Source organism: Rhizobium quercicola (assembly GCF_021168455.1).
GTDB classification, from domain to species: Bacteria; Pseudomonadota; Alphaproteobacteria; order Rhizobiales; family Rhizobiaceae; genus Ferranicluibacter; species Ferranicluibacter quercicola.
This window is the reverse complement of the sequence record NZ_JAJOZR010000015.1, coordinates 80,688-98,529: the sequence shown is the minus strand read 5'-3', so window position 1 is coordinate 98,529 and position 17,842 is coordinate 80,688. Positions and strand designations below refer to the sequence as shown.

The window sequence follows — 17,842 nt, the reverse complement described above, 5'->3', positions numbered from 1 at the left end:
TCGGGCTTCGCAGGACCTCAGGACGTGGAGCCGAGCACGCCCTCGACGAGATAGGCCATGCTTTCCAGATCGATCGCATCCTCGGCATAGGCCTTGTCGGCGGGGATCACGGCATTGCCCTTGTTGTCCTTCAGGGGACCCTTGAACACGGACAGCTTGCCCGTCATGGCCTCGGCATGGGCGGCCTCGAAGGCCTTGCGACCCTCTTCCGACACGCCGGGGCCGAGCGGGCTCATCTTGACGAAGCCGTCCTTCAGGCCGCCGCGCACGAAGTTTCCGAGCGTCTCGCCGGCCTGCGCCTTCTTGATGAAGTCGGTATAGACGTTGCCCCAGGCCCATTCGGCGCCGGTCAGGTATTTTTCCGGTGCGAGCGGGCTCTGGTTGGCATGGTAGCCGCAGACGAAGGCGCCGCGACCGGCCGCGGTCTCGACCACCACCTTCGGGCTGTCGACATGGCAGGTGATGACGTCGACACCCTGATCGACCAGCGCATTGGTGGCCTCCGCCTCCTTGATGGCGAGCGACCATTCGCCGGTGAAGATGACCTGGCAGGTGATCGCAGGATCGACGGAGCGGGCGCCGAGCAGGAACGCATTGACGTTCTGCAGCACCTGCGGGATCGGCTTGGCCGCCACGAAGCCGATCTTCTTGCTTTTGGACGCATGGCCGGCGGCGATGCCGTTCAGGTACTGGCCCTGATGGATATAGCCGAAATAGGAGCCGGTGTTGGCCGGATGCTTGCCCTCCTGCCAGAGCCCGCCGCAATGGCGGAACTGGGTGTCGGGATATTTCGCGGCCATGGCCAGCATATGGGGGTCGAAATAGCCGAAGGAGGTCGGGAAGATCAGCGCGGCGCCGTCGAGATTGATCATCGATTCCATCGTCTTCTGGACATCGACGGTCTCGGGCACGTTTTCTTCCTCGACGAGCGTGATGCCCGGCATGGCCTTGATGATGGCCGCACCTTCCGCATGCGCCTGATTGTAGCCGTAGTCGTCCTTGGGGCCGACATAGATGAAGCCGACGGTAAGCGCCGTCTGCGCGAAGGCGGAAGACCCCATCAGGCCCGGGACGGCGCCTGCCGCAAGGCCGACAGCGGAGGCTTGAAGGAAACGGCGGCGGTTCATGGAAAGGCGGTTGGTCATCATCATGCTCCCCGTGCGGCACTGGGCCGGTGGCTGTTGGACAAGAAACTGTATGCAATGACCGTGCCATGTCCGAAGGCGTTGTAAGGATTGGACTTTCTGCAGGGATAGAGACCGGCCTGATAAAACTGTATGCAGTTTTGATGGATGATGCCTATTTTTAGATCGCTGCCCGGATCATATGCTGACCGGATCGCAGGATTTCATCGGGAACGATCGTTGTCATCTGTTTAAGATCATATTTTCAATGTATTAAACAGGAGATTGACATGCTTCGGTCTGCCGGTCATCTGTATGCAGGATCTGAGACTGGCATCGAGACGACTGTGACGCAGGCAAAACAGAGACCCATCATCCGCGCCGGAACGACCGTCGAGCAGATGGTGCGCGCGATCGCCGACATGATCGTGACCGGCGTGATGGTGCCCGGCGAGCGGCTGGACGAGCTGTCGCTGGCGGCGCGCTTCGAGGTGTCGCGCACGCCGGTGCGCGAGGCGCTGCGCGAACTCGGCGCCATGGGCCTGGTCGGCCGGGAGCCGAACCGCAGCGCGATCGTCAAGAACGTCGAGGAGGCCCATCTCCGCGCGATGTTCGAGGCGATGGCGGAGCTCGAGGGCATCTGCGCCCGGCTGTCGGCAACGCGGATGACGGCGGACGAGCGGAACGCGCTTGAGCGCGAGCACCGCACGTCGATGCAGCTCGTCGGTTCGGGCGTGGCGGAGGATTACGCCGCCTACAACACCGATTTTCACAACCGGCTCTACCGCGGCGCCCATAACGACCATCTTCTCGAACTCGCGACGCAGACGCGCGCCCGGCTCGCCCCGTTCCGCCGCGCCCAGTTCCGGCTCGCCGGCCGCCTGTCGAAATCCTATGCGGAACACGACCGCATCGTCACCGCCATCCTGCGCGCCGACGCCGCGGCCGCGGGAAAGGCCGCCTATGATCACGTCGCGATCGTCAGCGACGCGAGCACCGTCTTCGCCGCGACGCGGGGCTGACGCTCTGGGAACACCCCTGCCGAGACGACGGGCGGATTACGTCAGGCCATCCATGACGAGGCCAGAGCGGCTGGCCTTGGCACGGCTTTTCAGCTCCGCGACCCGGGTGGTGACGGCATTGACGTCGGTGAGGATCGTGCCCTTTTCCAGCGCCAGAACGCCGACGCTGCAGCGCATCAGCGGATAGGCCTGCTCGACGCCCGAGCGACCATAGCCCATGATGAAGCCCCGGGCGCGGTCGTCGTCCGAATAGAGCTCCTCCACGCCGGTTTTGAAGGCACAGAGCAGCCGCGTCAGCATGTCCTCCACCTCGGCCGCCGGCAGATCCGACAGGCCGACGAAGAAATCGTCGCCGCCGACATGCCCGACGAAATCGCCGTCGCCGATGAAGTGGCGGCGCAGCAGCGCCGAGAACAGGGTGATGGCGGCATCGCCGCGGTGAAAGCCGTAATTGTCGTTGAACGGCTTGAAGTTGTCGAAATCGCAGTAGCAGAAGAAGCGCATGCGGTCGCCGTCGAGCATGGCCTCGTGCACATGGTCGCGGATGGCACGGTTGCCGGGCAGGCCGCTCAAGGGGTTCTGGTCGCGTGCGAACGTCAGCTGCTTCTCGCTGATGATGCGCAGCAGCGAGGCGGAGGAGAGGATACCGGCATAGCGCATGTTCTCCGTGAGAATCAGGCAGTCGCTGCCGTTCGCCCCGGTGAAGATATCGAGCATTTCATGCGCCGGCATATGGACGTCGGCGACCGGGGCTGGGGTGACGAAGCTGGCGATGCGCCGCTGATAGACCCGGTTCTGCAGGAGATCGCGGCCGAACGGGTGATAGATCATCTCCTTCAGGTGATATTCGTGGATGATGCCGCGCGGCTCGTCATTCGCGTTCAGCACGGGAAAGAAGGCCTGCTGCGGTGCGGTGCGGAACAGCTCGAAGATCGTGTCGAGCTTGGCGCTTTCCTGCACGGTCGGCAGATGCTCGACCTGCCGGCGGATGAGCACGCTGTCGGCCGAGGCCGTGCGCCGCTTGGTGTCGTCGGCCTGGGCGAGATGCGGATAGCTTGCCTTCAGATCCGCATGGCAGACGGTCGGCATCGCCAGGAAATAGCCCTGCAGGAGATCGCAGCCGAGATCGCGGCAGACATGGAACTCCGCCTCGGTCTCCACGCCTTCGGCAATGACGCGCGCCCCGAGCTTATGCGCCATCGTCACGACGTGGCGCACCAGCTGGCGGTTTCGCGGAAGGCTTTCGATCTGCGACACGAAATGCCGGTCGATCTTGACGTAGTCGACGGTCGCGCGGGAGAGGAGCTTCAGACCGGAGAAGCCGGTGCCGAAATCGTCGATCGCCAGCTTGAAGCCGTGTTCGCGCAACCGGTCGAGCAGTGTGTCGAACGCGGCGAAGGTCTCGTTGTCATGCCGTTCGGACAGCTCGAAGCAGAGACTGGAGGGCGGAATGCCGACCCGCTTCAGGTGCGCGTCGAGCCGGTTGAGGATCGCCTCGTCATGCGTGCCGATCAGCCGCGTATCGAAATTGATGAACAGCGTCCGCTGCGCAAAGCCGGGCAGGGCGGCGAAGGCGGCGAGCGCCCGGCTGATGACCATGTGCTCCAGCGCCAGAAGCTCGCCATTCTCGTGCGCCCGGTCGAGAAGGGCCGGCGGCGAGGCGAAGCCCAGCCGGTCGAACCCCCGCATCAGGGACTCGTAGCCGAAACACGTCCCCGTCGTCGCCTCGACGATCGGCTGCAAGGCGGTCTCGATCACGAGCTTGGACAGGGTGACGATCTGGTCACGGCCGAGATGACGGGGCGAAAACGTTTCGAGAAGGGCACTCACCGGCGGTCTCCAGAACGACAACTGTGGCGACCATCGCAGGCGAGACTGAACGTTTGGTTTGCGCAGAATGACAGTTTCATGAAGATGCCGCGCCGGGTTCCGCCCCGCGCACCCCGCGAGAAGCGGGAAGGGGCGCCGCCATCACGGCCCGGCGCAGGGGCCGGCGCGCGCGGTCCGCGTCTCCCCGACCTCGGCGGCATAGGCACGAAAGCCGAGAGCGTCGAGGTGGATGATGCGGTAGCAGGGATGACCGGCCGTCCAGAACGGATCGGGCGCGTCGATATCGGTGATGAACTTGTGGGAGCAGGCCTGTCCCGAACTATAGGCGATGCCGGTCGCGCTCGTACCGGACAGCGGCACGTGGATATGGCCGAAGACGATGTGGCGGATGCCGGCGGGATGGGCGGCGAGGAGCTGCAGCATCGAACCGTCGTCATGCATCTCGATGTTCTCGAAATGCGCGATGCCCGAGGGAACGGGCGGGTGGTGGACGAAGACGGTGACCGGCTTTTCGCCGGCGCCGGCGAGGGCGGTCTCCAGCCAGGACAGGCGCGGCGCATCGTAGATGCCGCCGATGACGCCCGGCGCGTGGCTGTCGAGAAAGAGCAGCCGGCCGAACGGCGTGTCCAGCGACGACTGGACGAAGCCGTTTTCGTCACGCGGCTGCTCCGGGAAGGCGGCGATGAAGGCCGGGCGCGCATCGTGATTGCCGAGCAGAAGGCGGATGTCGCAGGGCAGCGGCGCGAGGATGTCGCGCAGCAGCGCGTAGGCCTCCGGATCGCCATCGTTGCAGAGATCGCCGGTGACGACGACAAGATCGGCGTCCCCGTGCCTCTCCCGGATGTCGGCGATGGCCGCCCGCAGATGGGCCTCGGGATCGACGCCGTGGATGGTCGCGCCCGGCGGCAGGAGATGCGTGTCGGTCAGCTGGATGATCTTCATGGGGTCAGGCGCCTTGTCGGGATGGAACGCGGCTGCGGAGGCAAGCCTCCGCAGCCGCGGGCGGGTCGGCTCAGTTCATCAGGCCGTTGGTCTGGGCGACGATCTGGCTCAGGCCGTCTTCCGGCGTGATCTCGCCGCGCATGACGGTGCCGATGACGTCCCGCTGGGTGCGCCAGATCCGCACCGAGTCCCCGCCCGGATAACCGGCCCAGGGCAGCGAGCGATCGGCCTGCAGCGAGGCCGTCTTGACGTTCGGATGCTCGGCATAATACGGCGCCAGATAGTCCGGGCCGGTCGCGAGCCTGTTCGTCGGCAGGTAGCCGGTGATGCGCACGATGAGGTTCTGCGCCTCGGGGCCGGTGATCCATTTCAGGTACTTCCAGGCGGCATCCTGCCGGGCCTTGTCCTGCGTGAGGATGACGGCAGAGTTGCCGCCGGTGGGCACGCCGCCCTTTTCCGCATTGTCGAGCGGGAAGGTCGTGGTCTTCAGCTCGAACCGGTCGCCGACCAGCCCCTCGATCGTCTGCACATGGGCCGGCGTCGAGAAGATGAAGCCGGTGAGGCCGGCGCCGAACTGCTGACGCGACTGGTCCCAGTCGAGCAGCGTCTGGCCGCCCTCGGTGACGAAACGACGGGTAAGCTTCAGGGCGTTGAGACCGGTCTCGTTATCAAAGGCGACCGTCTTGGTGGCGGGATCCACCAGCTGTCCGCCCTGCTGGAAGATCAGCGACTGCCACAGCCAGTCGTCCGGCCAGCCATTGATGTCGTAGCCCATACCGGCGATCTTCGGATCGAGCGCGTGGATCCTGGCGGCAAGCGCGATGAGCGCCTCGAAAGTCTTCGGCATGTTGTCCGGATCGCCGCCGGCCTTGCGCACGAGATCGGCGTTCACATACAGGATCGGCGAGGAGGCGTTGACCGGCAGGCCGTACTGCTTGCCGTCCACCTGGCCGAGCGCCGCCATCTTCGGGCTGTAGTTCGTGTCGAGGAAGGCCGCGCCGCCTTCCGCCGCGATGAAGGGACCGAGATCCGTGATCTGGTTGCGCGGCGCCAGCGTGTGCACGAGTTCGCCGGTGAGGTTATAACCCGAGAAGTAGACGTCGGGCAGGTTGCCCGTGACCGCGGCGCGCAGCACCTGCTGCTGGCCTTCGTTGTAGCCGCTCGCGGGTGCCAGGAAGTTGATCTTGATCGTCGGATTGTTCTTCATGAAGGTATCTGCCAGCGGCTGATGGAATTTCGTGAAGCCGGGCAGGTTGTAGAGGACGTTCAGCGTGATCTCGTCGCTGGCCGAAGCCGTCGCGCTGAGACCGGCCATGGCAAGGCCGAAGACGAGGCCGCGGATGGCGGTGCGCCGGGTGAGGGTCATTGAGGTCTCCATAGGGACGTGGATGTTCGGGAGGGGTGGTTCGGGTGGCGTCACTTGACGCCGGTCATGGTGATGCCCGCGATGAAGTGCCGCCGGACGAGCAGGAAGCAGATCAGCATGGGCGCCGTGATGAGGGTGGCGCCGGCCATCAGCGCGCCGTAGTTGGCGCCCGTCTCGACATCCGAGAAGAACAGCATGCCGAGCGGCGGCGGCGCGAGAAGGGTGTCGGACACGACGATCATCGGCCAGTAGAGATCGTTCCAGTGCGCGACGAGCGAGAAGACCGTGAAGGCGGCAAGCGACGGCAGCGAGCCGCGCAGGACGAGCCGCCAGCAGATCTCCAGTTCCGAAAAGCCGTCGAGCCGCGCCGCCTCGATGATCTCGGTCGGATAGCTGCGGAAGGACTGGTGAAAGAGGAAGATGGCGAAGACCGAGAGGAAGAACGGCGCCATCATCGCGAAATAGGTGTTGAGCAGCTCGGCCCTGGCGAGACCGACGAACAGCGGCAGGGCCAGCGCCTGGATGGGCACGCAGAGCGCCGCGATGACCAGCGACAGGAGAAGCCGGCGGCCGGGAAAGCGCAGCTTGGCCAGCGCATAGGCGGCGGGCACCGCGGTCAGCACCTGCACCACGAGAATGCCGAGGCAGACGATCACGCCGTTCAGCATGAACCGGGCCATCGGCACCTGTCCGGCGGCGCGCGCATAGTTCTCCACCGCGTCGAACGACCTGGGGATCGGCCAGAGCGAGACGTCGAAGATCTCGGCCGGCGAGCGGATGGAGGTCAGCACCATCCAGTAGAAGGGGAGCAGCATGACGGCGGCGCCGAGCGCCAGAACCGCATGCGGAGCGAGTTTGCGCAGGACGGTCATCAATAATGCACCTTCCGGTCGAGATGCAGCGTCTGACCGATGGACAGCAGGAGCACGATGGCAAGGAAGATGAGGGTGAGCGCCGCGGCATAGCCGGTGTTCGAATATTCGAACCCTTCGAGATAGAGCGCAAAGAGCAGCGTTTCCGACCCGGACCGGCCTTTGGTCAGCACCGCCACGGTCTCGAACACCTTGAAGGCGGAGATCGAGGTGGTGACGATGACGAACATCGTCGTCGGCCCGAGCATCGGCCACGTCACAGTGAAGAAGCGGTCGAGCGGGCTCCTGGCTCCGTCGAGCCGCGCCGCCTCGTGGAGATCCTTCGGAATAGCGGTGAGGCCGGCGAGGAACAGGACCATGTTGAAGCCGAGCACCTGCCAGATGCCGATGAGCGCCATGGTCGGGATGAGCAGCGCCGGATCCGACAGGAAGCCGACCGGCGAAAAGCCGAGCCATGTGATGGCGGCGTTCACCGGCCCGAGCGACGGGTGCAGCAGAAACTGCCAGACGGTCGCCATCGCCACCAGCGTCGCCGTGACCGGCAGGAAATAGGCAACCTCCCAGAACGCCCGGCTGCGCCTCGTGCCGTGGACGAGGAGCGCGACGCCGAGGGCGAGAAACACGCCGAAGGGGATGACGAGGGCGGCATAGAGCACGGTGTTGGACAAGGCGCGCAGGAAGACCGGATCGTGGAGGGCCTTCGCGAAATTCTCCAGCCCGACGAAGCGGATCGACAGGGCGCCAAGCTGGTAATCCGTGACAGAGAAGACCGCGAGCAGCAGCATGGGCAGGATGTAGATCGCGAGCAGCAGGACGACGGCCGGGGCCGTGAACAGAAGCCCGTTGCGGATCATCCGGCGCTCGGTGCTGCCGGACGACGCGACGCCGGATGGGCGCGGCAGCGCCAGATCGGTGGACACGGCCGTCATGCCGGCACCCGCGCGCGCATGATGAGCGGCCGGCGCAGGTCGTCGGCACCGAAGAGATGCGCCCGCTCCGCACCGAAACCGAGATGGACGATGCCGTCGGACGTCACGCCCGGCCGCGCCGCCGCCGTCTGGCGCACGGTCAGGCGCACCGCGGGATCGGCCAGAAGCTGGCAGGTCATGTAGCAATCGGCGCCGTGGGTTTCGCTGCGCAGCACTGTTACGGCCAGCGTCTGTTGCAGGGCGGCGCCCTCGGCGGCAACGAACAGGTCTTCCGCGCGCAGGCCGAGCGTGGCCGGGCCGGCCTCACCGGTGCTGCGCAGGCCGAGCGCCTGCCCGCAGGCGGAAATCTCGCCCGCCGCATCGACATCGACGGGGAGAAGATTGATCGACGGCGCGCCGATGAAGCGGGCGACGGTCAGGGTAGCCGGCTGGCGATAGAGCTCGTCCGGCGTGCCCAGCTGCTCGATGCGCCCTTCCGACATCAGCGCGATGCGATCCGACATGGTCAGCGCCTCGATCTGGTCGTGCGTGACGTAGACGAAGGTCGCCCCGAGCCGGCGGTGCAGCGACACGAGCTCCTCGCGCATGTGGGCACGCAGCTTGGCATCGAGGTTGGAGAGCGGCTCGTCCATGAGGAAGGCTGCGGGCGAGCGCACCAGGGCGCGGGCGAGCGCCACCCGCTGGCGCTGGCCGCCGGAAAGCTGCGCGGGCTTGCGATCGAGAAGATGACCGATCTGCAGCAGTCCCGCCGCGCGCGCCACATCCTGCGTGATCGCGGTCCGGACCCCGGACGCCCCGAACAGGCGGCCGACCACCGGCAGGCGCGCGGGCATGGACAGGCGGCGCATGCGCAGCGGCGTGGCGATGTTGTCCCGCACGCTCATGTGCGGGTAGAGCGCGTAGGACTGGAACACCATGGCCAGATTGCGATCGCTCGGATCGACATCCGTCACCTCGGCCCCGCCGATGGCGACCGTGCCCCGATCCGGACGCTCAAGGCCCGCGATGATGCGCAGCAAGGTCGACTTGCCGCAACCCGACATGCCCACCAGCGACAGAAACTCGCCCGGCCGGATCGACAGATCGATACCCTTGAGGACGGCATCCGGCCCGAACCGTTTCTCGATAGTGCGAAGATCGATGGCTTGCGACGACATGATGCGCTCCTGTTCCGGGGCGCGTATGCCGCTTCGAGATGACAGGCGGACAACCGTTTGACGAAAGATCGATGACAGGCGGCGTGAGCGATCGACTTGGCCATCAAGAGTGTGTCGAGGGCTCCATCTCGCGCCGGGCGATAGCGCTCACCTCGTTTCTGGTTCTGGCTCTCGCAAGGATAGAGCTGTGGGACCGCTGCCAGCCCTTGGTACAAAGCCCAACGTAAACCCGAAGAGCTTCCCGATCTTGTTGAGCGTATCGAAAGTCGGATTGCCCTTTCCAGTCTCGATTTCGGCGACTTGTCGCTTGGTCATCCCCGTGAGTTCAGCGAACTTTTCCTGCGTCAATCCGAGAGACTTTCGGATGTCGAGGACCGCATCTGGCAGACGTAGCTCCGCCGCGGCTGAACACTCGCGGAGTCGTTGACGCCGAGCCCGTATCTCCTCTCTGGTGAGCTGCCTCATTTTGGGCATGAAGAATTTCCCGTCGTCATAAATTCATGTCTACGGCTTGAGGCTTCCAGGACCCCCTCGCAGACAGGGATCAGGTTTGCCGCCGCTCGCTTAGAGACGTCATCGCGGATGCCGAACGCGTTCAGATTTCCCAGCGAAAGTATTTTCTCCGCAAAGCCACTGATTTCGTCTAACAATCCCTGCGCCTCGCAGGGATTGTCGGGAAAGACCGCCTGACATACCGTGAGCCAGTCGGGCGCTGTATCCCTATGAATTTCCCTCATGGCCGCCCAACGGGTCGAACGGGCGATTCCTTCCGCAGCAAGACGCATGGGTGCAAAGTCGAACAGAGGCGCTAGACGGACAGAGCCGTCTGGCCCTTTGGAAAGAGCTGTATTGCGGCCGTGGTTATCCGGGTTGCCGAACGCTCTGTTGGCTATGTCTCTCTTCATGTACTCAAGGATATCTGCGAAGGGCTCTTCAGAATTGCGACGGAGAACATCAATGTAGTCCTCGTGGCTTGCAAGGTGGCCAAACTCCGCCACCCCAAGTGCCGAGACCATGCTTTCCTGGCCAAAGCGCTGAACCACCCCGTCCTTTACCTGCCGGTCGAACCTTGGGATGATAAGGACGCCTTCTGCGTACACGGAAGGTTCGTGAACATGCAGACCAAGTTCCTGAGCCAGTTTCGAATAACCTGCCTCGCCCTCCAGTATCAGTCGGTCCTGTTCATCACGACTCCTGAGCAGCTTGACAATGACGTGCCTGACAGCTTCGTCGTCGTGGACAAAGGCATCCGGATAGTAGAGCCCGTCAGAGGCCAACGTCATTGATGCTTTTGGCCACTCTCCTTGAAGGCCGCTCGAACCTGATGCAATCATACCGAACCTGTCAACGACTTCGACGAAAAGGTCGGTTCTTTCAAGTATATCTCGCTCCGTGACGCCTACGCGACGCACGGCAGCAAGTCTCTGCTCCTCGGCCTCAGCCGCTTCTTTGATGCGAAGATTGCCAATCGGATTGCCACCCGCTCGCAGAAGCAACGGAAGGTCGGACGCTCGTGCATCGACCCCTATCCGCAGATGCTCGGCAAGCTTTCGCCGCGCATGGCCTTGCGGCATCAGATCCAACATGAATGGTGGCCATGTCTGGCGGTAATATCTTTCCAAGCTGACGGGATAGTTTATCGAGAGAGCTCTCGCGTCCTTAACAGGTTTCTCGGTGTGGAAGTCAGCTGCTGCCGTATCGACAAAGTAGTCGAGCTCGTACTCGACATCCGAATGCCCTTCATACCCAAGGCTTTGGTCCTTGATTCGCGCTACGGCAGATATATGCCACTCACCATGCCAGTAGGTTTCGAAGGTTAAAAACATCTAATAGTACCTTTTGCGGGTCTTATAGACGAAAAATCGGCCAAGAACAACCCCTTTAGGGGTGTAAAACGTAAATGCGCTTTTCGCTGTCTGCGTGAACGAGCGATGAGAATAACGCCAGGCTCGACCGAGCTGGTTCGATCGGACGGTATCGCGATGTCGCGTTGCCAAGGGAGGCTCGCCAAGAGATGTACTTGCAAACGACTGGCTGATTTCGGCTTGTGACGAAGCGACAGGACGTCGAAACTCAGGTCCGATCGATGTCTAAAGACTGTGCCGTGTCCGTCGTCATGCCATTGCCGAGCAAGACGTCGTTGTTTCTCCAGTCTGTGGTCATGGATCGGGGGTAAGCGAAACGCCTGTCTCTCCGTCGAAAAGATGCATCTGGTTCATATTGACGGACAGAACGATCTCTTCTCCCGCTTTAGCGCCCGCCTCGGGGTCGATGCTCGCGCAGAGGGGCGTGGCTCCCACGTCGAAGTAGATCATCGTCGAAGGACCAAGGGGCTCAACAAGGTCAATCCTGGCGCGCAGCGGGACATATCCCGGACGCTGCTGTTCGGCGCTCAAGGATTCAGGGCGTATCCCGAACGTAACAGGCCGGCCAATATCGTTTGCGTAGAAGACGGCGCGTTCCGGCGGGACAGGCAAATCTGTGCCATCTTCAAGCCGCACGACGAGCCGATCCGCGGTCTGGAGAAGCCGGGCTTGCAAAAAGTTCATCGATGGCGAGCCGATGAAGCCAGCAACGAAGCGGGTGGCGGGATGGTGGTAGAGATGTTGCGGCGGGCCGCATTGCTCGATCAGTCCGCCATTCATCACAACGACCCGGTCTGCCATCGTCATGGCCTCGATCTGGTCATGTGTCACATAAACAGTGGTCGTGGGCAGCACCTGATGCAAACGTTTGATCTCGGTCCGCATCTGCACGCGAAGTTTTGCATCCAGGTTTGATAGCGGCTCGTCGAACAGAAATACCTTCGGATTGCGCACAATCGCCCGGCCCATGGCGACGCGCTGGCGCTGCCCGCCGGACAGCTGGCCGGGGCGGCGGTCGAGAAGCTCCTCGATATGCAGCGTGCGGGCGGCGTCAAGGATCCGTGTCTCGATCTCGCTCTTCGGCAGTCGTTGCTGTTCGAGACAGAAGGCGATGTTCTCGCGCACGGACATATGCGGGTAAAGCGCGTAGTTCTGGAATACCATGGCAATGTCGCGTTTGCCCGGCCCCAGGCGATTGACCACCTGATCGCCGATGACGATGTCGCCGCCGGTGATGTGCTCAAGCCCGGCGATCATCCGGAGCGTCGTCGATTTGCCGCAACCGGACGGGCCGACGAAGACGACGAACTCCTTGTCCTCGATCTCCAGATCGATGCCGCGTACGGCCTCGTAAATGCCATAGGATTTGACGACATTTCGCAGTTCGAGCCGGGCCATCGTCTGTCTCCTACTTTTCGTTCAGCCACACAAGCATCGCGCCGGGGTCGCGATTTGCCCAGAGATGATAGGGGATCGCCTTGAAAGCGCGGGGAGTGAGCGCCGGTGGTGTCGTGCGGTAAAGCCCGTCCCAATCGCCCGTTTCGGCCTCCAGTGCCTCGCCCGTCAGCACGGCAGCGCCGCCCAGCAGGTCCGGATCATAGGCGACGTCGAGCCTTGCCTCCGCCGGCAGCCGCAACCGCTGCGGCTCGGTTCCGATATCGGTTTCCTCGACGCAATAGACCACGGGACCGCGCTTCAGTGCCACCCGTCCGGCATCCTCGCCGACCGCCGGATGCGCATAAAGGCGATCGACCGGCATATCGAAGGACAGACGCACCTCGTCGCCTTCGCACCACGTTCGCTGGATCGCCACATAGCCTTTTGTGACTTCCGTCTCCACATCGACGGCCTCACCATTGACCGTCACCCGTGCTGCCCCGCACCAGCCAGGGATGCGCAGATGCAGTGTGAAGGATGAGGGCGTCTCAAGCTTGAGCGCGAGCCGGATATCGCCGTCCCAAGGATAGCGGGTGTCCTGGGTGAGCCGCACGATGGTTTGCCCAAGCGTTATCTCCGCCGTGTTGGCCCCGTAGAGATGCACGGCAAGATCCGCATCCGTCGCGGAATAGACATATCCGCCGAGCGAGGTGATGAGGCGGGCGATGTTGGTCGGGCAGCAGGGGCAGTAATGCCACTTCCAGCGGCGGTTCTGGCCGTGGCTCTCCAACACGTTCTCGTAGAAATAATGCTCGCCGTCGCGCGAGATACCGGACAGCGCGCCGTTGAAGAGCACGGTTTCCAGCTTGTCGGTGTATTTTGCATCCAGATCGAGCTGCGCCATGCGGTGGCTCCAGAACCCGAGCGCAACGGCAGCGCAGGTTTCGGCATATGCTGTCTCGTTGGGCAGGTCGTATTCCCGCGTGAAGCCCTCGTTGGAGGCGGATGGACCAAGCCCGCCCGTGACGTAGAGCTGGCGGCCGGTGAGGTTGTCGAACAGCCGCTCGCAGGCTGCCTTCAGGGTCGGATCGTCGTTCTCATGCGCGAGATCGATCATGGCGGAGAAGAGATACATGGCGCGCACCGCATGGCCGACGACCTTTGTCTGCTCTCGTACCGGCATGTGTGCCTGACTGTAGGCGTAGGTCTGGTAGACGTAATCCTCCGGGTTCTCGTCGCGACGGCGGGCCTCCTCGTCGTAATAGGAGGGCATCTGGCCGCGCTCGTTGACGAAGTAGGTCGCAAGGGCCAGATGGCGCGGATCGCGCGTCACGCGGTAGAGCTTGACCAGCGCCAATTCGATTTCCTCATGGGCATCATAGCCGCGCAGCTTGCCGGGCTCCGGGCCGAACGTGTCGATGATTTGATCGACGGCGCGGATCATCACGTCGAGGAAGCGTCGCTTGCCGGTCGCTCCGAAATAGGCGACGGCTCCCTCGAGCAGATGCCCCATCGAATACATCTCGTGAAGATCGCGCAGGTTCGTCCAGCGTTTCTCCGGCTCACGGCGGATGAACCAGCTGTTGAGGTAGCCGTCGGCCATCTGCCCCTGTTCGAGTTTCTCGACGATCGCGTCGATCTTCGCCTCGATCTCGGCGTTCGGATGCGCTTTCAACGTGTAGCTTGCGGCCTCGATCCATTTGCCGAAATCGCTATCGAAGAAATGCTGCATCGACAGCCCGCTCGGCTGGATGCGGCGCACCAGCGGTAACGGCGGCTTGTCGAAGTCGAGGACCTCCAGAAATCCTTCCTCCTCCAACCGCATATGCTGGGTGGGGATGGTGACGTTGCGCACGGTGTTCGACCAGCTTTCCCAGAACCCGCCGGTGAAATCCACGCGGGCATGATCGACGGGGACAAACCGGCGGGGTGAGGTCAACGGCTGGACGCGCGGAGAGGCGGGCGTGGACGACATGGGAGAAGCCTTTTTGGAATGCACGATGCTTATTTTACGGCGCCGGCGGTGAGACCGCGCACGTAATAGCGTTGCAGGAGGAGGAACAGGATGATGCAAGGGACCATGGTGACGGTGACGCCGGCTTGCAGCGCACCCCAGTCGATGATGCCGTAGATGCCGGAGGAGACGTTGACCAGCATGATCGGCAGCGTGAACTTGTTCTGATCCGACAGGAAGATCAGCGCGGCGAGGAACTCGTTCCAGGAATTGAGAAAGGCGAACATGGCGATCGTCGCGACGCCGGGCAGGGCGATCGGCAGCATGATCCGCCTGAGAATCGTCCATTGCGACGCCCCGTCGATCCGTGCCGCCTCGATCAGCGCGCGCGGCACCGCATCGAAGGCATTGCGCATCATGAAGATCGAGAAGGGGAGCTGGAAGGTCACGTAGATTAGCACAAGGCCGAACAGATTGTTTTGAAGTTTGAGCACCTTGAGAATGAGGAAGAGCGGCGTGAGGATCGACTGGAACGGGATCATCATCGTCGCCATCACCACGATGAAAAGCGCGGACTGACCGGGAAAGCGGAACTTCGAGAAACCGTAGCCGGCGGGAACGGCGACGAGCACCGTCAGCACCACAGTTCCGAGCGCAATCATGACCGAGTTCCCGGCATAGACGGTCCAGCCGGCACCGACCGTATTCAGCCGCCTGTAGTTCTCCAGCGAGAAGGCCTTGGAAAACAGTGCGACGGGATGGGCCAGAGCCTCTGCGGCCGGCTTGAAAGAGTTGGCGAACGACCAGACGATCGGTAGCAGGAAGAACAGCGCAAAGACGATCGAGACGAGGATGAAGGCTGCAAAGCCGAGCCGTTCGCGGGCCGGCATCGGTGCGGAAGTGGGAAGGGTGCGGCTCATTAGCTTTCCTCCGGCCGCTGGCGCAGGAAGGCAAGCTGGATCGAGGATATTGCGACGAGGACGACGAGCAGGACGAAGGACATGGCCGAGCCGTAGCCGAGGCGATAGGAGGAGAAGGAGGCGAGGTAGATCGAGAACACCGCGGAGATGGTGCTGTTCGACGGGCCACCCTGTGTGATGATGAAGAACTGATCGAATGCGAGCATCGACGACGTCACGTTCAGCACCAGGGCCAGAAGAAGCGAATTGCGCATTAACGGCAGCGTGATCCGGCGAAAGCGGCTGAACACGCCGGCGCCGTCGATCTTGGCCGCTTCGGTCACGTCGGCGGGAATGGCCTGAAGGCCGGTGAGAAGGATGACCATGGTGAAGCCTGCCGTCTTCCAGACCACCATGAGGATGATGACGCCGAGCGCCGGCCAGAAGCTTTCAAGCGGCCGCGGCGCGCTGTCTACGAGGCCAAGGCCCCGCAACAAATGGGCAAAAACGCCATTGTCAGGATTGAGCAACCACATCCACAGCGTCGAGGCTGCGCCGAAGCCGATGACGACCGGCATGAAGTAGACCGTACGGAAAAAGCCGGCAAGCCTGAGCGGACGGTCCACCAGCAGTGCCAGGGGCAAGGCGATGACCATGATGGCGGCTGTGACGAGCACAGTATAGAGCAACGTGAAGCCGAGCGAATGCCAGAGCTGCATGTCCGCCAGCAGTTCTGCATAATTGCCGAGCCCAATGAACTTCCGGCGTCCGAGCAGCGGCCAGTTGTGAAGGCTCATCCAGAGCGCCATGACCAGCGGTACGACGAAAAGGCCGAGAATGAAGACGAGGCTCGGTGCCATGAAGGCGAGGCCGAGCCAGCCCTTCGGCTCAGGGTCGTTGCTCGCAGCCGTCACCGTCTGCGTCGGTCTGTGGGCCGTCGAAGCCAAGATTTCGCTCCTTGTTGATGATGGGACGGGGTTGACGATGGGACGGGCGGCAGGCACGACGTGATCGTTTCGGGTCGCATCCGCCCCTCATCCGCCTGCCGGCCCCTTCTCCCCGCTCGCGGGGCGAAGGGGCTCGGAGCGACCGTGTGCCACGTCCCCTCGCCCCGCACGCGGGGAGAGGGTTAGGGTGAGGGGCGGCCAAGACCGCAAACAGGATTGGTCATGACGATCCCGGACGGCGATCCGTAAAGCCCTTACGGGTTGGTTCGCTCAAGAACCTTGGTGAAAGCGTCCTGCGCCGTCTTGATCGAGCCGTCCACATCCTCGCCGAAGATCGCGCCCTGGATTAGATTAACGAAGGGTCCGGTGCGGCTGACGAAGAGTTCGTCCGAGGAGAAGGTATAGGGCGTGCGTGCCTTCGACAGGATGTCGTAGGAAACCAGATTGCGCTTGTCGAAGCTCGCATAGGCATCGCCTGCGAGATCGGTGCGCGAGGGCATGCCGGATTCCTTGGTGATGTAGACCTGCTGCTCCGGCGTCATGTAGAAATCGACGAAGTCGAGCAGGACCTTCTTCTTTTCCTCATCGATGCCCTTCATGACGGCCAGCGTATCGCCACCGGCAAAGCTGGAGGCGCCGCCCTTGGGGCCAGGGATCGGGGCGACGGCGAACTTGACGTCAGGATATTTGCTCGTCAGCAGGTTGACGATATAGGACCCGGTCATGAGAACGCCGACCTTGCCAGAGGCGAAGGCCTCGACCGCGTTGTTGCCGTTGCCAGAGCGGGAGGTGGGATGGATCGCGCCGGCCTTCCACATGTCGCGATAGGCCGCGATGGTCTCGCGCAGAGCCGGCGTATCCACCGTTGCCGTGCGGCCGTCTTCGCTCAGGATGTCGGCGCCGGCCGCCCAGAGATGCGGCAGGAAGTCGTAGATCAGCCAGCTGCCCGAATTGGCGACGAAGTAGAAGCCATAGGTCTCGTTGCCGAGCCCTGCGATCTTCTTCGCGTCCGTGGCAATCTCTTCGAGAGATGCCGGTGCCTTGTTCGGATCGAGCCCGGCCTTTTCGAAAAGATCGATATTGTAGGCGATGATCGAGGCATCAGGCAGGGCCGGTACGCCGTAAATCTTGTCCTCATAGGTCGCGAGGCGGATATGGGAGGGACTCATCGCGCTCGCGTAGGGGCGGCTTTTGACGAATTCGCTTATGTCTTCCAAGCCATCGGCTGCTGCAAATGTCGGCAGGTAGATCAGGTCCAGTACCGCACCATCCGGTGCTGCCCCGCCAGCAATGGCTGCGCCCAGCTTCGGCACCATCTGCTCGGCGGTGATCTGCGTCACGATGATCTTGTCGGAGTGGGAAGCGTTGTAATGATCGGCAAGACCCTGAAGAACGGCGCCTGATGAGGTACGAACCCACAAGGTAACATCGGTTGCATTCGCCAGGGTGGTGCTGGCAACAAGTGACAGCGCAGCAAGCGCCAATTTTATCTTTAGCATGGAGCGTTCCCTTTTTTCGTTGTCGCCAACTTTCCTCGACAGGCCGGACATTGACGTGA

Annotated in this window: 15 protein-coding genes; 1 reads left to right on the top strand and 14 read right to left on the bottom strand. The window is 62.9% G+C overall.

The genetic code is table 11. The features are described 5' to 3' along the window. Positions 1 to 17: 17 nt before the first annotated feature. Positions 18 to 1,145 carry a BMP family ABC transporter substrate-binding protein gene (locus LRX75_RS20370; protein WP_231816478.1) on the bottom strand — a complete coding sequence of 376 codons (1,128 nt, stop codon included), beginning with the start codon at positions 1,143 to 1,145 and terminating at the stop codon, positions 18 to 20. Positions 1,146 to 1,525: 380 nt separating this feature from the next. Between LRX75_RS20370 and LRX75_RS20365 the strand changes: the two genes are divergently transcribed. Continuing rightward, entirely contained in the window at positions 1,526 to 2,146 is a 621-nt protein-coding gene (locus LRX75_RS20365) for a GntR family transcriptional regulator (protein ID WP_269456286.1), read from the top strand. Between the two features lie 36 nt (positions 2,147 to 2,182). Here LRX75_RS20365 and LRX75_RS20360 read toward each other — a convergent pair whose 3' ends face one another. The 13 genes from LRX75_RS20360 to LRX75_RS20300 form a co-directional block, all read right to left on the bottom strand. Then, complete coding sequence (locus tag LRX75_RS20360) at positions 2,183 to 3,976, bottom strand: bifunctional diguanylate cyclase/phosphodiesterase (RefSeq protein ID WP_231816476.1); 1,794 nt, start codon at positions 3,974 to 3,976, stop codon at positions 2,183 to 2,185. Positions 3,977 to 4,117: 141 nt separating this feature from the next. Then, positions 4,118 to 4,918: a phosphodiesterase gene (locus tag LRX75_RS20355; RefSeq protein WP_231816475.1), complete on the bottom strand. Its 801-nt coding sequence runs from the start codon at positions 4,916 to 4,918 to the stop codon at positions 4,118 to 4,120. Between the two features lie 70 nt (positions 4,919 to 4,988). Next, entirely contained in the window at positions 4,989 to 6,284 is a 1,296-nt protein-coding gene (locus tag LRX75_RS20350) for an ABC transporter substrate-binding protein (RefSeq protein WP_231816474.1), read from the bottom strand. Between the two features lie 50 nt (positions 6,285 to 6,334). Next, entirely contained in the window at positions 6,335 to 7,156 is an 822-nt protein-coding gene (locus tag LRX75_RS20345; RefSeq protein ID WP_231816473.1) for a carbohydrate ABC transporter permease, read from the bottom strand. Beyond that, complete coding sequence (locus LRX75_RS20340) at positions 7,156 to 8,010, bottom strand: carbohydrate ABC transporter permease (RefSeq protein WP_338110343.1); 855 nt, start codon at positions 8,008 to 8,010, stop codon at positions 7,156 to 7,158. Before LRX75_RS20340 ends, LRX75_RS20345 begins: the two co-directional genes overlap by 1 nt. 71 nt (positions 8,011 to 8,081) lie before the next feature. Further along, entirely contained in the window at positions 8,082 to 9,242 is a 1,161-nt protein-coding gene (locus LRX75_RS20335; RefSeq protein ID WP_231816471.1) for an ABC transporter ATP-binding protein, read from the bottom strand. A gap of 147 nt (positions 9,243 to 9,389) precedes the next feature. After that, positions 9,390 to 9,707 (bottom strand): helix-turn-helix domain-containing protein, encoded by a 318-nt coding sequence (locus LRX75_RS20330; protein WP_338110342.1) that lies wholly within the window; start codon positions 9,705 to 9,707, stop codon positions 9,390 to 9,392. Continuing rightward, a complete protein-coding gene (locus tag LRX75_RS20325; RefSeq protein WP_231816469.1) occupies positions 9,704 to 11,068 on the bottom strand; it encodes a type II toxin-antitoxin system HipA family toxin in 1,365 nt (454 codons plus the stop codon). The genes LRX75_RS20330 and LRX75_RS20325 overlap by 4 nt, the downstream gene beginning before the upstream one ends. Positions 11,069 to 11,401: 333 nt before the next feature. Further along, a complete protein-coding gene (locus LRX75_RS20320; protein WP_231816468.1) occupies positions 11,402 to 12,505 on the bottom strand; it encodes an ABC transporter ATP-binding protein in 1,104 nt (367 codons plus the stop codon). A gap of 10 nt (positions 12,506 to 12,515) precedes the next feature. Then, a complete protein-coding gene (locus tag LRX75_RS20315) occupies positions 12,516 to 14,459 on the bottom strand; it encodes a glycoside hydrolase family 127 protein (RefSeq protein WP_231816467.1) in 1,944 nt (647 codons plus the stop codon). A gap of 29 nt (positions 14,460 to 14,488) precedes the next feature. After that, positions 14,489 to 15,358 carry a carbohydrate ABC transporter permease gene (locus LRX75_RS20310; protein ID WP_231816466.1) on the bottom strand — a complete coding sequence of 290 codons (870 nt, stop codon included), beginning with the start codon at positions 15,356 to 15,358 and terminating at the stop codon, positions 14,489 to 14,491. Next, positions 15,358 to 16,284, bottom strand: coding sequence for a carbohydrate ABC transporter permease (locus LRX75_RS20305; protein WP_231816465.1), 927 nt, complete (start codon positions 16,282 to 16,284; stop codon positions 15,358 to 15,360). Before LRX75_RS20305 ends, LRX75_RS20310 begins: the two co-directional genes overlap by 1 nt. A gap of 254 nt (positions 16,285 to 16,538) precedes the next feature. After that, entirely contained in the window at positions 16,539 to 17,783 is a 1,245-nt protein-coding gene (locus LRX75_RS20300) for an ABC transporter substrate-binding protein (protein ID WP_231816464.1), read from the bottom strand. Positions 17,784 to 17,842 lie beyond the last annotated feature (59 nt).

Bases quoted from the DNA above. Each gene is read 5' to 3' on its own strand.
- LRX75_RS20320 (WP_231816468.1), bottom strand. From the start codon at position 12,505: ATGGCCCGGCTCGAACTGCGAAATGTCGTCAAATCCTATGGCATTTAC.
- LRX75_RS20365 (WP_269456286.1), top strand. From the start codon at position 1,526: ATGGTGCGCGCGATCGCCGACATGATCGTGACCGGCGTGATGGTGCCC.
- LRX75_RS20335 (WP_231816471.1), bottom strand. From the start codon at position 9,242: ATGTCGTCGCAAGCCATCGATCTTCGCACTATCGAGAAACGGTTCGGG.
- LRX75_RS20370 (WP_231816478.1), bottom strand. From the start codon at position 1,145: ATGACCAACCGCCTTTCCATGAACCGCCGCCGTTTCCTTCAAGCCTCC.
- LRX75_RS20315 (WP_231816467.1), bottom strand. From the start codon at position 14,459: ATGTCGTCCACGCCCGCCTCTCCGCGCGTCCAGCCGTTGACCTCACCC.
- LRX75_RS20345 (WP_231816473.1), bottom strand. From the start codon at position 7,156: ATGACCGTCCTGCGCAAACTCGCTCCGCATGCGGTTCTGGCGCTCGGC.
- LRX75_RS20310 (WP_231816466.1), bottom strand. From the start codon at position 15,358: ATGAGCCGCACCCTTCCCACTTCCGCACCGATGCCGGCCCGCGAACGG.
- LRX75_RS20355 (WP_231816475.1), bottom strand. From the start codon at position 4,918: ATGAAGATCATCCAGCTGACCGACACGCATCTCCTGCCGCCGGGCGCG.
- LRX75_RS20330 (WP_338110342.1), bottom strand. From the start codon at position 9,707: ATGAGGCAGCTCACCAGAGAGGAGATACGGGCTCGGCGTCAACGACTC.
- LRX75_RS20300 (WP_231816464.1), bottom strand. From the start codon at position 17,783: ATGCTAAAGATAAAATTGGCGCTTGCTGCGCTGTCACTTGTTGCCAGC.
- LRX75_RS20325 (WP_231816469.1), bottom strand. From the start codon at position 11,068: ATGTTTTTAACCTTCGAAACCTACTGGCATGGTGAGTGGCATATATCT.
- LRX75_RS20340 (WP_338110343.1), bottom strand. From the start codon at position 8,010: ATGATCCGCAACGGGCTTCTGTTCACGGCCCCGGCCGTCGTCCTGCTG.
- LRX75_RS20350 (WP_231816474.1), bottom strand. From the start codon at position 6,284: ATGACCCTCACCCGGCGCACCGCCATCCGCGGCCTCGTCTTCGGCCTT.